The sequence below is a fragment of the Delftia sp. ASV31 genome (assembly GCF_016428765.1).
Lineage (GTDB): Bacteria > Pseudomonadota > Gammaproteobacteria > Burkholderiales > Burkholderiaceae_C > Comamonas > Comamonas acidovorans.
This window is the reverse complement of sequence record NZ_JAELTK010000021.1, coordinates 59571-72913: the sequence shown is the minus strand read 5'-3', so window position 1 is coordinate 72913 and position 13343 is coordinate 59571. Positions and strand designations below refer to the sequence as shown.

12 protein-coding genes are annotated in these 13343 nt (G+C 68.2%); 7 read left to right on the top strand and 5 right to left on the bottom strand.

Annotated features, from left to right (window positions below; genetic code table 11):
• The 5 genes from JHD82_RS10185 to JHD82_RS10165 form a co-directional block, all read left to right on the top strand.
• On the top strand, positions 1 to 762 hold a 762-nt coding region (locus tag JHD82_RS10185; RefSeq protein WP_307838091.1), incomplete at its 5' end, for a carboxyl transferase domain-containing protein.
• Positions 763 to 865: 103 nt separating this feature from the next.
• The gene (locus JHD82_RS10180; protein WP_199136323.1) at positions 866 to 2032 is read left to right on the top strand and encodes an acyl-CoA dehydrogenase family protein; all 1167 of its coding nucleotides are present in this window, start codon (positions 866 to 868) and stop codon (positions 2030 to 2032) included.
• Positions 2033 to 2046: 14 nt separating this feature from the next.
• Positions 2047 to 4113, top strand: a complete 2067-nt coding sequence (locus tag JHD82_RS10175; RefSeq protein ID WP_199136321.1) for a biotin carboxylase N-terminal domain-containing protein — start codon at positions 2047 to 2049, stop codon at positions 4111 to 4113.
• A complete protein-coding gene (locus JHD82_RS10170; protein WP_199136319.1) occupies positions 4110 to 5984 on the top strand; it encodes an acyclic terpene utilization AtuA family protein in 1875 nt (624 codons plus the stop codon). Before JHD82_RS10175 ends, JHD82_RS10170 begins: the two co-directional genes overlap by 4 nt.
• A gap of 12 nt (positions 5985 to 5996) precedes the next feature.
• Entirely contained in the window at positions 5997 to 7046 is a 1050-nt protein-coding gene (locus tag JHD82_RS10165; RefSeq protein ID WP_233174687.1) for a tripartite tricarboxylate transporter substrate binding protein, read from the top strand.
• A 24-nt stretch (positions 7047 to 7070) separates the two neighbouring features.
• Here the strand turns inward: JHD82_RS10165 and JHD82_RS10160 are convergent, their stop codons facing one another.
• Positions 7071 to 7919 carry a LysR family transcriptional regulator gene (locus tag JHD82_RS10160; RefSeq protein WP_183019193.1) on the bottom strand — a complete coding sequence of 283 codons (849 nt, stop codon included), beginning with the start codon at positions 7917 to 7919 and terminating at the stop codon, positions 7071 to 7073.
• Between the two features lie 103 nt (positions 7920 to 8022).
• On the opposite strand from JHD82_RS10160, the gene JHD82_RS10155 reads away from it, so the two are divergent.
• Complete coding sequence (locus tag JHD82_RS10155) at positions 8023 to 8886, top strand: enoyl-CoA hydratase/isomerase family protein (protein WP_233174686.1); 864 nt, start codon at positions 8023 to 8025, stop codon at positions 8884 to 8886.
• On the top strand, positions 8850 to 10088 hold the full coding sequence (locus JHD82_RS10150; protein ID WP_374191641.1) for a CaiB/BaiF CoA transferase family protein: 1239 nt from the start codon (positions 8850 to 8852) through the stop codon (positions 10086 to 10088). Before JHD82_RS10155 ends, JHD82_RS10150 begins: the two co-directional genes overlap by 37 nt.
• 107 nt (positions 10089 to 10195) lie before the next feature.
• Here JHD82_RS10150 and JHD82_RS10145 read toward each other — a convergent pair whose 3' ends face one another.
• The 4 genes from JHD82_RS10145 to cysC form a co-directional block, all read right to left on the bottom strand.
• Entirely contained in the window at positions 10196 to 10459 is a 264-nt protein-coding gene (locus tag JHD82_RS10145) for a hypothetical protein (protein WP_233174685.1), read from the bottom strand.
• Between the two features lie 136 nt (positions 10460 to 10595).
• Positions 10596 to 11756, bottom strand: coding sequence for a sulfotransferase family protein (locus tag JHD82_RS10140; protein ID WP_199136315.1), 1161 nt, complete (start codon positions 11754 to 11756; stop codon positions 10596 to 10598).
• Complete coding sequence (locus JHD82_RS10135; protein ID WP_199136313.1) at positions 11749 to 12384, bottom strand: aspartyl/asparaginyl beta-hydroxylase domain-containing protein; 636 nt, start codon at positions 12382 to 12384, stop codon at positions 11749 to 11751. The genes JHD82_RS10140 and JHD82_RS10135 overlap by 8 nt, the downstream gene beginning before the upstream one ends.
• Entirely contained in the window at positions 12381 to 13067 is a 687-nt protein-coding gene (cysC, locus tag JHD82_RS30295; RefSeq protein WP_199136311.1) for an adenylyl-sulfate kinase, read from the bottom strand. The genes JHD82_RS10135 and cysC overlap by 4 nt, the downstream gene beginning before the upstream one ends.
• Positions 13068 to 13343 lie beyond the last annotated feature (276 nt).

Here is a 13343-nt window from a genome sequence, read left to right as displayed (position 1 = left end):
GCCGAGGAGCTGCTGCAGATCATGCCGGCCGACACGCGCACGCCAGTGGACATGCGCGAGGTCATCGCGCGGCTGGTGGACGGATCGGACTTCCATGCCTTCAAGGAGGCCTTCGGCGCCCAGACGGTCTGCGGCTACGCGGCCATCGAAGGGCACGAACTGGGCCTGCTCACCAACAACGGCCCGCTGGACAGCGACGGGGCTAACAAGGCCGCGCAGTTCATACAACTGTGCGCCCAGCTGGGCCGGCCCCTGGTCTTCCTGCAGAACATCACGGGCTTCATGGTCGGGCGCGGCCATGAGGAGGCCGGAATGATCAAGCATGGCGCCAAGCTGATCCAGGCCTTGTCGAATGCGCCCGTGCCGCGCTTCACGGTGATGTGCGGCGCCTCCTATGGAGCGGGCAACTACGGCATGTGCGGGCGCGCCTTCCGGCCCGATCTGCTGTTTTCCTGGCCCAACGCGCGCACGGCCGTGATGGGCGGCGAGCAGGCGGCCATGACCATGCGCATGGTGGCCGAAGCCGCCGCACGGCGCGCGGGCGCCGAGCCCGACGCGCAGGCCCTGGATACGCAGCATCGGGACATCGTCCAGGCCTTCGACTCGCAGTCGGGCGCCATCCACACCAGCAGCCTGCTGATGGACGACGGCGTGATTGACCCGCGCGAGACACGCGCCTGGTTGGCCATGGCGCTGGCCACGGCGGCCGGTGCGCGCAGGCGCGACCTGCATCCCGTGCAGTTCGGCGTGGCCCGCCTTTAGAGCGCTGAGGGCGGCCCTGCCATCCCTTCCTGCCCGGTGGCGCGGCGTCCATGCCGCGCGGGCCCGGCTTCGCAAGTTCACAGCCCACCAAGGAGAGCACAGCATGATGACTTCCGACCATATCGCCCTGCAGGACAGCGTGCGCAGGCTGATCGCCAGGGAGATCGAGCCCCATGTCGAGGAATGGGAGGCGGCCGAGATCTTCCCCGCCCACGAGGTGTTCAAGAAGCTGGGCGCGGCGGGCCTGCTGGGCGTGAACAAGCCCGTGGAATACGGCGGCATGGGGCTGGACTACAGCTATGAGATCGCGTTCTGCGAGGCCATAGGCAGCATCAGCAGCGGCGGCGTGGGCATGGCCATCGCGGTGCAGACGGACATGGCCACGCCGGCGCTCACGCACTTCGGCTCGGACGCATTGCGCGAGCAGTTCCTCAAGCCCACGGTGGCGGGCGACATGGTGGTCTGCCTGGGCGTGTCCGAGTCGGGCGCGGGCTCGGACGTGGCCTCGCTCAAGACCACGGCGCGCAAGGACGGGGACGACTATGTCATCAACGGCTCCAAGATGTGGATCACCAACGCCACCCAGGCCGACTGGATGTGCCTGCTGGCCAATACCAGCGAAGGCGACGTGCACCGCAACAAGTCGCTGATCTGCGTGCCGCTGCGCGAGAACGGCAGGCTGCGCCCCGGCATCAGCATGCAGAAGATCCGCAAGGTGGGCATGTGGGCCTCGGACACGGCCCAGGTTTTCTTCGACGATGTGCGCGTGCCCCAGAGCTACCGCATCGGCGAGGAGGGCAAGGGCTTCACCTATCAGATGCGCCAGTTCCAGGAGGAGCGCCTGAGCGGCGCCACGCGGCGGGTTACGGCGCTGGACAAGGTGATCGACGACACCATCGAGTACACGCGCCAGCGGCAGGCCTTCGGGCGCTCCATTCTCGACAACCAGTCCGTGCACTTCCGGCTGGCCGAGCTCAGGACCGAGGTGGAACTGCTGCGCTCGCTGATCTACCGAGCGGCCCAGGTCCACATGGGCGGCGGAGACATGACGCAACTGGCCTCCATGGCCAAGCTCAAGGCCGGGCGCCTGTGCCGCGAGGTCACGGACTCCTGCCTGCAGTACTGGGGCGGCATGGGATTCACCTGGGACAACAGCGTCTCGCGCGCCTGGCGCGACCTGCGGCTGATCTCCATCGGCGGCGGCGCCGATGAAATCATGCTGACCATCATCTGCAAGCACATGGGCACCTTGCCCCGGCGTGCGGATTGAGCGGGGAGCCAGCCATGCGCTTCGACACCCTGCTGATCGCCAACCGTGGAGAGATCGCGCTGCGCATCATGCGCACGGCGCGGCGCATGGGCCTGCGCTGCGTGGCCGTGTATTCCGATGCCGATGCACACAGCCCCCATGTGCGCTTTGCCGACCTGGCCGTGCACATAGGCCCTGCGCCTGCCGACCAGAGCTACCGCGACGGCGCGGCACTGATCGCGGCCTGCCGGCGCGCGGGCGCCCAGGCCATCCATCCGGGCTATGGTTTCCTGTCCGAGAACGCGGACTTCGCGCAGGCCGTGGCCGATGCGGGGCTGGTGTTCGTGGGGCCTTCGCCGGGCGTGATCGACCTGATGGGCAACAAGGCCCGGGCCAAGCAGGCGATGGAGGCCGCGGGCGTGCCCACCGTGCCCGGGGCTGCGGCCCAGGGCGACGCGCGCCACGTGCTGGAGGCCGCGCGGCGCACCGGCTTTCCCGTGATCCTGAAGGCTGCGGCGGGCGGTGGTGGCCGGGGCATGCGCGTGGTGCGCCGCGAAGATGAACTGGAGGCGCTGCTGCGCCAGGCGCGGTCGGAGGCGGCCAGCGCCTTTGGCTCGGACGAAATCATCCTGGAGCGCGCCATAGAGAATGGCCGCCATATCGAAGTGCAGGTGCTGTGCGACGAGCATGGCCGCTGCCTGCATCTGGGCGAGCGCGACTGCTCGACCCAGCGGCGCTTCCAGAAGCTGATCGAGGAGGCGCCGTCGCCCGCCGTGGACGAGGCGCTGCGCCAGGCCATGGGCGAGGTGGCGCGCAAGGCCTGCGAGGCCATCGGCTACACGGGCGCAGGCACGCTGGAGTTTCTGCTGGACGCGCAGCGGCGCTTTTACTTCATGGAGATGAACACGCGCCTGCAGGTGGAGCATGGGGTGACCGAACTGGTCACGGGGCTGGACCTGGTGGAGCAGCAGATCCGCATCGCCCAGGGCCAGCCGCTGGCGCTGGCACAGCAGGACGTGCGCCTGCGCGGCCATGCCATCGAGCTGCGCCTGTGTGCCGAAGATCCCTGGCAGGGCTATCTGCCCCAGGTCGGCACGGTGGGCCTGTGGCGCGCGCCGCCCGAGGTGCGTGCCGACACCTGCCTGGAAGATGGCGCCGAAATCGGGCCCTTCTATGACTCCATGGTGGCCAAGCTCATGGCCTGGGGCGACAGCCGCGAGGCCTGCCTTGCAAGCCTGCGCCAGGCCTGCGAACGCACGGCGCTGCTGGGCGTGCGCAGCAACCTGGGCTTTCTGCGCCGCTGCCTGGCGCATCCGCAGTTCGCAGCAGGCGAGGTGACCACGGACTTCCTGGGGCGCCAGGACCTGGGGCAGGACCCCTGGCGGCGCACACCCTCGCCCCATGCGCGCGCGGCGGCCGCGCTGCTGCTGGGCGGCGGCATCCGCCTGGCGGCAGGCGCAAGCGCTGCGGGCCGGATCACGGACCAGATCACGGATCGGTTGCCGGGCCGGTCGCTGTGGCTGCGCGATGCCAGCCATCCGGCGTCGCCATCCCCGGCGCAGGGCTACACGCTGAGCCATACCGGGGGCGGGCTGCAACTGGCCTGTGAGGATGGTCCGCCGCCCATGGCGCGTGGTGCCACCGATCCTGCGCCTGCGGCCGCTTCTGTCTCCGTCTCCTGGCAGCTGGGCAATCTGCGCTGGGAGCCCCAGACGGGCCTGCTGGGGCTGGAGGTCGACGGCCTGTACCGGCCGCTGCACTGCCACCAGGACACCAGCGGACAGCTCTGGGTGCAAGACGGTGCGGACAGCTTCGTGTTCGAGCGCCTGCTGCGCTTCGGGGCCGGCCCTGGCAGTGCGGGCGGGGGAGGGGAGGTGCGCGCGCCCATGAGCGGCCGTGTCATCGCCGTGCTGGTGGACGAGGGCCAGCGGGTGGAGAAGGGTGACACCCTGCTGGTGATCGAGTCCATGAAGATGGAAATGCCGCTGGCCGCGCCCGGCGCGGGCCGCATCGCGGCGCTGGGTGTGCGTCCGGGCATACAGCTGGGCGCGGGCCAGGTGCTGCTGCAGGTGCGTGCCGATGAAGACAAGGAGCTGTCATGAACCCCTCCACCCTCCCGGACCGGCCCGCGCAGCACACGGTGCTCATCGGCGGTGCGTCGGGCTTCTGGGGCGACTCCCAGATGGCCGTGCCCCAGCTCCTGCAGCAGCCGGACCTGCAGTACCTGGTGTTCGACTACCTGGCAGAGACCACCATGTCCATCCTGCAGCGTGCACGGCTGCGCTCGCCCGACCTGGGCTATGCCACCGATTTCGTGACGTCGGCGGTCGGGCCGCATCTGAGGGCCATCCGCGACAAGGGTGTGCGCCTGGTCTCCAATGCGGGAGGACTGCATCCTGCAGGCTGTCGCGATGCCATCCTGGCGCTGGCGCGCGAGCAGGGCGTGCAGGTCAAGGTCGCCATCGTCACGGGCGACGATGTGCTGGACCGACAGCGGGACTTCGAGCCCTGGCAGCAGGAGCCCCTGCCCGCGCAACTGCCGCCGCTGATGTCGGCCAGCGCCTATCTGGGCGCTGAGCCCATCGCCCGTGCGCTCGATGGGGGCGCCGACATCGTCGTCACGGGCCGCTGCGTGGACAGTGCGGCGCTGCTGGGCATTGCCATCCACGAGTTCGGCTGGCGCATGGACGACTACGACCGCCTGGCCCAGGCCAGCCTGGCCGGCCATCTGGTCGAATGCGGCGCTCAGGCCACGGGAGGCCTGTTCACCGACTGGGAGGCCGTGCCCGACTGGGCCGACATCGGCTATCCGCTGGTGCGCATGCAGGCTGACGGAGGCTTCGAGCTGTTCCAGCCCGCAGGGCGCGGTGGCCTGGTCACGCGCCAGACCGTGGGCGAGCAACTGCTCTACGAGATAGGCGACCCCTGCGCCTATGCGCTGCCCGACGTGGTCTGCGACTTCTCGCAGGTGCGCATCGAGGACCTGCCTGGCCATGGCGGCGAGGGCGGGCGCGTGCGCGTGGGCGGTGCACGGGGGCGCGCGCCAGGCCCGGGCTACAAGGTCACGGCCACCTACCAGCAGGGCTGGCAGATTGCCATCATGATGGCCATCCGCGGCCAGCGGGCCATGGACAAGGCCTGCCGCACGGCCGAGGCGCTGCTGGCACGCACCCGCGTGCAGATGCATGCGGCGGGCTTTGCCGACTATGGCGAAACGCTGGTGGAACTGCTGGGAGCCGAGTCCATGTACGGCCCCCACCGCCGCGTGGCCGACAGCCGCGAGATCGTGCTGCGCATTGCCGCGCGGCATGCGGACCGGCGTGCGCTGGGCTTTCTGCAAAAGGAAGCCTCCTCGGCCGGTACCTCCATGGGGCCGGGCACGCGCAGCCACTTCGGCGGCCGGTCCGAGGTGCAGAGCGTGATCCGCACCGCCTCCTTCCTGCTGCCCAAGGCGGCCGTGGCCGTGCAATGGCAGGCGGCGGAGGACGCCTTGCCGGTTCCGGTACCAGTGCCAGTTACGGCGCAGGGGTCGGCGTCCACCATCACTGATGAGGCAGCCGCTGCGCAGGTGCCCGCCGCGATGCCGGCGGGTGAGGACACCGTGCGCCTGCCGCTGGGCTGGATCGCCCATGGCCGCAGCGGCGACAAGGGGGACGACGCCAACATCGGCCTCATGGCGCGTGCACCGCAATGGCTGCCCGTGCTGCGCGAACAGGTCGGCGCCGAGCGCGTGCAGGCCTACTTCGCCCACCTGGCCAGCGGGCCGGTCACACGCTACGAACTGCCGGGCCTGGGCGCATTGAACTTCGTGCTGCGCCAGGCGTTGGGCGGTGGCGGCTCCTGCAGCCTGCGCTCCGACCCGCTGGGCAAGTGCTATGCCCAGATGCTGCTCGACATGGAAATCGACTGCCCGCGTGCCCTGGCTCCCCATGGCCCGCCCGTGGCCGCCCGCGCGCCCGGCGCATCACTGTGAAGGAGAGCGATCATGCAGACGCAGAAACTGGAAACCCCGGAGTGCTGCGGCCCGAGCACGTCCATGCCCATGCCCATGCCCTGTTCCCGCCGCGCCTGGCTGCGGAGCGGCTGTGCCGCGAGCCTGGTGGCCGCGCTGCCACCGCTGGGCCTGGCGCAGGGCAGCCGGCTGGACAAGCCCGTGCGCATCGTCGTGGCCTACGGCGCGGGCGGCGCCTCGGACAGCATTGCGCGCTTTGTGGGCGAGGCCATCGCCCAGCGCGGGGGCAAGCCCGCCATTGTGGAAAACCGGCCCGGCGCGGACGGCAACATCGCGGCCGAGTACGTGCTGCGCGCACCCGGCGATGCCTACAACCTGCTGGTGTCGGGATCGTCCACGCATGCGGCCAATATCACCATCTACCGCAAGCTGGGCTACAGCCCGCAGGGCGATTTCACGCCGCTGGCCACCATGGCGACCACGCCCTATGCCATGCTGGTCAATCCCCGGCGCATCGCCCAGGCCACGGCGGCCGAGTTCCTGGCCTGGGCGCGCAGGCAGGGAACGCAGTTGTCCTTCGCCAGTGCGAATGTGGGCGGACGCATCGCGGGCGAGCGCTTCAAGCAGCTCACCCGGATCAATGCCGTCAGCGTTCCCTACAAAAGCAGCGCCCAGGCCATGACCGACCTGATCGGCGGGCAGTTCGACTACTACTTCTGCGACATGCTCACGGCGCTGCCCCAGGTCAAGGCCGGCACGGTGCATGCGCTGGCGCTGTCCAGCGCCCAGCGCATACCCAGCCTGCCCGATGTGCCCACCGTGGCTGAACTGGGCTACCCCGACTTCGACGTGAGTTCCTGGATCGCCGTCTGGAGCGCCAGGGCCGCCACGCCGCCAGCCGTCTCGGCCCTGCTGTCGCAATGGGTGGGCGAGGCCCTGTCCAGCGCGGCGGGCAAGGACTTCCTGGTCGGCAAGGGCCTGGTGCCCACGCCCGTGTTGCCCGAGCACCTGCTCTTCCTGCAGGAGCGCGATACCCGGCTATGGGGGCGGATCATCACCGAGGCGGGCATGACCGCCCAGTGAGCCCGAGCGATGCGCCATGGCGACTCAACGCGGAGCGATCAGATGAAGCACTTTTCTTGCACTGTCGTCCAGCGCGTCGGCGCGCCAGTACAGGTGAAACCGCATGGGGGCGAGGGCGGGCAGGCGGACCTGGGGGTCGAGCACGCGCACATCCGGGGCCAGCATTTCCACCGTACGCGCCGTGATGCCCAGGCCCGCGCGCACGGCGGCACGCACGCCGGCCAGGGTGGAAGTCTGGAAGGCCGCATGCCAGCCGATGCCGGCCTCGTCCAGGGCCTGCACCATGCTGCTGCGAAACGGGCAGGCGTTGTCCATGAGGATCAGCGGCACGGAGCTGCCGGCCTGGTGGTGGTAGCGCGCACCCGCGATCCAGGCCACGGGCGAGGTACGCAGCACCAGTTGCTCGAAGCCCGCATGGGCGGCAATGTCCACCAGCAGGTCCACGTCGCCCCGGCGCAGCGCCGAGGCCAGCCAGCGGCTGCGCCCCACCTGGATATCGATGCTGAGCTTGGGAAAGTTCTCGGCGCACAGCTCCAGGTAGGCGGGCAGCAGGGCGTCCAGCGCGTCGGCGCAGACGCCTATGCGCACCGGGTGGGAGAAGGTCTCCTCGGTAATGGCGCGGTAGGCCTCGTCGTTGAGGCTGACCATGCGCCGCGCGTATTCCAGCAGCCGCGCGCCCTCCGTCGTGAGGCGCTTGCGCCGGCCCACGCGCTCGAACAGCGCGCACCCCAGCAAGGCTTCCAGCTTTTGCATCTGCTGCGAGACCGCCGCCTGGGTGCGGTAGACCTTTTCGGCTGCATTGGTGAAGCTCTCGCGCTCCGCCACGGCCACGAAGGTGCGCAGCAGGCTGATGTCGAGGTTGCGGGCCGTCATCGCGTGACCGGTCCCTGCCATGTGGTCGGGTGCACTTTGTCTCCTTGACGGCCTTCAAAGGCCTTCTTTCTTGTCTGAACGTCGCATTCCACCGGAGGAAACCATGTCCGACGCCATCCTAGACCAGGCCGCGCCCGCCTGCGTGCTCAGCACCATCGACGGGCCGTTCTGCACCATCCACCTGAACCGGGCCGAGGCCCGCAACCCGCTGGGCGCGGACACGGTGCAGGCGCTGTCCCAGGCCGTGCGCCAGGCTTCGCAGGCGCCCGGCGTGCGCGCCATCGTGTTGACGGCCGCCGGGCCGGCCTTCAGCGCCGGAGGCAACCTGGGCAACCTCCAGGACCGGCTGGACGCGCCGGCAGGCCGCGATGGCCGCGACCCCATTGCGGCCGGCAACCGCCGCTACGGGGACTTCCTCACCGAGCTGTCCCGCGTGCCTCAGGTCACCCTGGCCTGTGTGCAGGGGCCGGCCATGGGCGGCGGCGCGGGCCTGGCGTGTGCTGTGGACATCGCCATAGGTTCGCCACTGGCCAGATTCGGTTTTCCCGAAGCGTCCATCGGCCTGGTGCCCGGGCAGATCCTGCCCTTCGTGGCCGCGCGCCTGGGCTTGCAGGCGGCGCGCCGCCTGGTGCTGACGGCCGAGCGCATCGATGCCGCCGAGGCCCATCGCATCGGCCTGCTCGACTACCTGGCCGAATCGCCGCAGGAACTCATGCCGCTGGCCCAGCGCGTGTTGCGCTCCATCCTGGCCACCGCGCCCCAGGCCTCGGCCGCCACCAAGCGCCTGCTGGGCGGGCTGCCCGTGGCGCCGCTTCCGGCCAGCGAGGCGCTGCAAGGCTACCTGGACGCGGCCGCCGACCTGTTTGCGCAGCAGATGCGCTCGGAAGCGCCCGAAGGCGTGACTGCCGCACGCGAGCGCCGACCGGCCAAATGGAACCAGGCGGCCGGCTTGAACCTGGGCATTTGAAACACTCAAGGAGACTTGCGATGGCTGCCATGGACGGACTCAAGGTGATCGATCTCTCGCGCGTGCTCGGCGGGCCGCTGTGCGCGCAGATCCTCGGCGACCACGGTGCCGATGTGCTCAAGATCGAAGGCCCCGATGGCGACGAGACGCGGACCTGGGGCCCACCCTTCGACGCGGCCGGCATGGCCTCCTACTTCGCGGGCATCAACCGCAACAAGCGCACGGTCTGCCTGGACCTGTCGCGGGCCGAGGGGCGCGAAGTCGTGATGCGGCTGCTGGAAGATGCCGACGTGCTGATCGAAAACTTCAAGGTCGGCACGCTGGAGCGCTGGGGCATGGGTTATGGCGAGGTGCTGCGCCAGCAATTTCCGCGCCTCGTCCACTGCCGCGTGACAGGCTTCGGCGCCACGGGCCCGCTGGGCGGACTGCCGGGCTACGACGCGGCCGTGCAGGCGCTCGGCGGCCTCATGAGCATCAATGGAGACCCCGATGGCGTGGCCACGCGCATGGGCGTCCCCATCGTGGACGTGACCACAGGCCTGAACGCCGTCATCGGCATCCTGATGGCGCTGCACGAGCGCGAGCGCAGCGGCCTGGGCCAGTCGGTGGAATCGGCCCAGTACGACAGCGCCATCTTCTCGCTGTACCCGCACTCCATCAACACCTTGTTCAGGGGCCGCGCACCCCAGCGATCGGGCAACGGCCATCCCAACATCGCGCCCTACGATACCTATGCCACGGCCACCGAGCCCGTCTACCTGGCCGTGGGCAACAACGGCCAGTTCCAGCGCCTGTGCGAAGCCGTGGGCCATGGCCACCTGTCCAGCGACCCGCGCTATGCCACCAACGCCCAGCGGGCCGTGCACCGCTTCGAACTCAAGCGCGACCTGGAAGCCGCCTTTGCCCGCTTCGATGCGCAGGCGCTGTTCGAGATGCTGGTCGCCACGGGCGTGCCCTGCGGCGTGATCCACAACGTGGTCGAGGCCCTGGACCACCCCCACACCGCCCATCGCGGCATGGTGGCGGAGGTGGACGGCTTCCGTTCCGTGGCCTCACCCGTCAAGCTGGACCGCACCCCGGCCAGCTACCGCCTGCGGCCCCAGGAAATAGGAAAGAGCAGCGTGGAGGTGCTGGAGGAGGCCGGGTTCACGGCCGGGCAGATCGGCCAACTGCTGGACAGCGGGGTGCTGCGGCAGGCCTGAGGTTCAGTGGCTGCTACCTGCACGAGAGAGTGACGCGGTTCATCCGGAATGTGATTTCCTGAGGGCGTTGCAGCGGTCTGTGCCTTGCTTTGAGCAAGGCACTGTCGTCAGTGAAATGCGGTGGGCTGCGGTGCCGCTTCAGACTGGCAGTTGAAGAAATACACAAGGTCGGACGCTGTCATGACGCGGCCGCAATGGGGATTGGATTGCGCGCCTTCCAGTGACCTGCCCGAGCGGCGTGCAATGGCTGGCGCAACGCTCATGTCCAGATCATCACCGTCCAAACCGAGTTCTTCCTCAAGCCGGTCGGGTGCGCGGACAGGGAAGCTCTTTTGGTAGCTGAGCAGTTCTTCCTGAAGCTGTTCATGCACAGCGCGGACTACCAAAGGATCTGTGCTGCGCAAATCAAAGGAACGGGCAAAGCCGCAGATCGACTCGCCGTTTTTTCTGGGGCTGGTACATCGTGGGCGCTGTCCATGTGCTGCTGGCGTTGATTTTTGGCGCGGCCTATTCGTGCACGGGTTGTGCGCGCCGCAGCAGCTGTGCGTGCAGCGGACCCAGGCGCGCTTCGATGCGCTGGCGTTCGCTTTCGACAAAGACGGCCGCCTTGTCCCGCCCGTCAGGCTCGAAGCGCTGGTCCAGCGCCTTGGCGTGCTGGCGAAGGCGTGCGGCGATGCGCTGGCGCGCCGCCTCGCCTGCGTGCAGGTCGAAGCGCCGGGCTATCTGCTCCATGGCTTGGGCATCCAGCTGGCGGTAGTGCAGCACAGGAACGCCCTGGCTTTCGTGCAGATCCCGCATCCGCTCCATCATTGCCTGCAGCACGCGCATGCGGTGGTCGAGCACGGAGACAAAGGGTTGGCTGCCACTGCCGGAACAGAAAACCGGACCGGCGCCAGCCAGCGACGGGTCGCCCGACATGTGCCGGCCGGCCTGCCTGTGGTGTGAGGCCAGGATCTCCACAGGATCGCGGACCAGCATCAGGCCGGGCACCTCGGGGTAGAGATCGTGCAGCAGCTCCCACTGGAAAATGTCCCAGGCATTCCACTTGACCACCAGGTTGCGGCGCCCCGGCACGGCCGCGGTGATGGCCGACACCAGGCCGGCAATGCCATCGCGCTTTTGCGCCCGGTCCAGCGAGCTGTCCAGCAGCAACTCGGTGAACACAGGTGGCTCCGACAGGACCAGCGTGCCGTCCAGTTCGGAAAGGCAGCCCGAGACCAGGGTGGAGCCGCAGCGCGAGAGGTGGAAGATGAAGCCGGCAGGCGGATGGCCCCCGGGCCTGGGAAGGGATTCCGCGCACAGGCCGGCCAGCGGCGTGCGCGGCCGGATGAACTGGTTCAGCAGCCTGCGCTGCAGGCAGCGGCTGATGTACTCGTCATGAAACGGCTCGGTGGCAGCGCCGTCCGGCAGGCACCAAAGAATGCTGCGCGTGCGTGCCTCATACCTGTGTGGCAGCCAGCCACCGGCCAGCAGTGCGGCAGTTGGCACGGCGGCCGCCTGGTTCAACTGCTGCAGCGCCTGCATGAGCCGGCCATCGTTCCAGGCGGGAAGACACCACAGCAGGCGCAGCTGCACCAGTAGCGACTCCATGCTCCTGGCCTGCTGGAAAAGGGTGTGCTGCCGGGGGCTTGCGATCAGTTCGGCAAAGGCCGCCTGCAGCTCATGCATGGGCGTGTCCCTTGCCGATGCTGTCTACCAGCCAGGCGTTGGCAAGGCAGTCGATGACCAGGTGGGTGCGGTCCCGGGTGCCCCGGTTCACCACTTCATGCGTGGCATCGGCATTGAAATACCAGAGCTCCCCTGCGGCCATGGGGATCGTGCGGCCTTCCACGATGAACTGCACATCGGGATGTGTGTGCACGGGCACATGCAGCCGGGCCTGGCCATGCGCCAGGCCCAGCCCATGGTCGCGATGCGGCTTGATGGATGAGCCGGCCTTCAGCTGCATCAGGCGCACAGAGCGCAGCGGGCATTGCAGTTGCTCCAGCACCTGGCGTATGGCGGGGCAGTGCTGCAGCAGGGGCAGGTCCTCCCAATCCTCCTCGGGTTCCTCGATGGAGAAGCTCTGGAGAATGGGGTGGGCCGCCACATGCTGGCGCTGGCAGCGCAGCGGCATCACACGCCATACGCCTTCGTAGCCGCCGTGGTTCACGTGGTCGCACCATGGCGAGGACAGCAGCGCATCCACCTCCTCGCGCAGCGCCTGCAGCGCAACCCTGGCATCAAGCCGCGCAAACAGGGGCGTGCCGGCACAGGCGTCTTCATGCGCGCAGGGCAGGGCGGGCCTGGCATTCATTGCAGCGCCTTGGCCAGTGGCAGGGGACAGGTCATCAGCGGCGCCATGCCCTGGGCGGGCGTGCCCGGCGCAGTCGGCTGCCCCTGCAGCAGCAACGCCTGCAGGCGCGAAACACATGCGGCCACGCTGAGCTGGTCCGTGCGCAGGGTCAGCTCCGCTGCCACAGGGGGTTCATAGGGCGAGTCGATTCCGGTGAACTGACGCAGTTCGCCGCGGCGCGCTTTTCTGTACAGGCCCTTGGGGTCCCGCCGCTCGGCAACGGACAGGGGAACATCCACGAACACCTCCAGGAAGTCACCCTTGTCGAACAAGGCCCTGGCAGTGTCGCGCTCGCTACGGAAAGGGGAAATGAAGGCCGCGATCACGATCGTGCCCGCATCCACGAAAAGCCTGGCAACCTCCGAGACCCTGCGTATGTTCTCCGCCCGGTCTTCTTCGGAAAAGCCCAGATCGCGGTTCAGCCGGCTGCGTATGTTGTCTCCGTCCAGCATATAGGTACGCCGGCCGGCTGCGTGCAGATGCGCCTGCAGCGCATTGGCGATGGTCGATTTTCCGGACCCCGAAAGTCCGGTCAGCCATATCGCAACCGCTTTATGACCATGGAGTATCTCCCGGTCTTGCCTTGAAACGGAAGACAGTTGGTCATGTATGTCGGGCGGCGGATTCTGGCCGGAAAACAGCATGGATTCAATACGGGAAGGAAAGGCCTGGAGTGGATGCTGAGCGCATCAGGTAGGCAGGAATATCGATGGATTGTAAGAAGTTTTCAAGAAGAGATTGCTGAAGCGGTTTTTCGTTGTGTGGCCGGATTCAAGCGATTTCATTGGCCATTTATTTTCTTCTTCAGAGGAGGAAGGTGGATGGTAGGTGTGGTTTTGGTAGTTATCAGCGAATGCTTATATTTTTCATGATTCTTGATAATTAATTTGCAATAGTCGTTGATTATGTCGATTGAACAT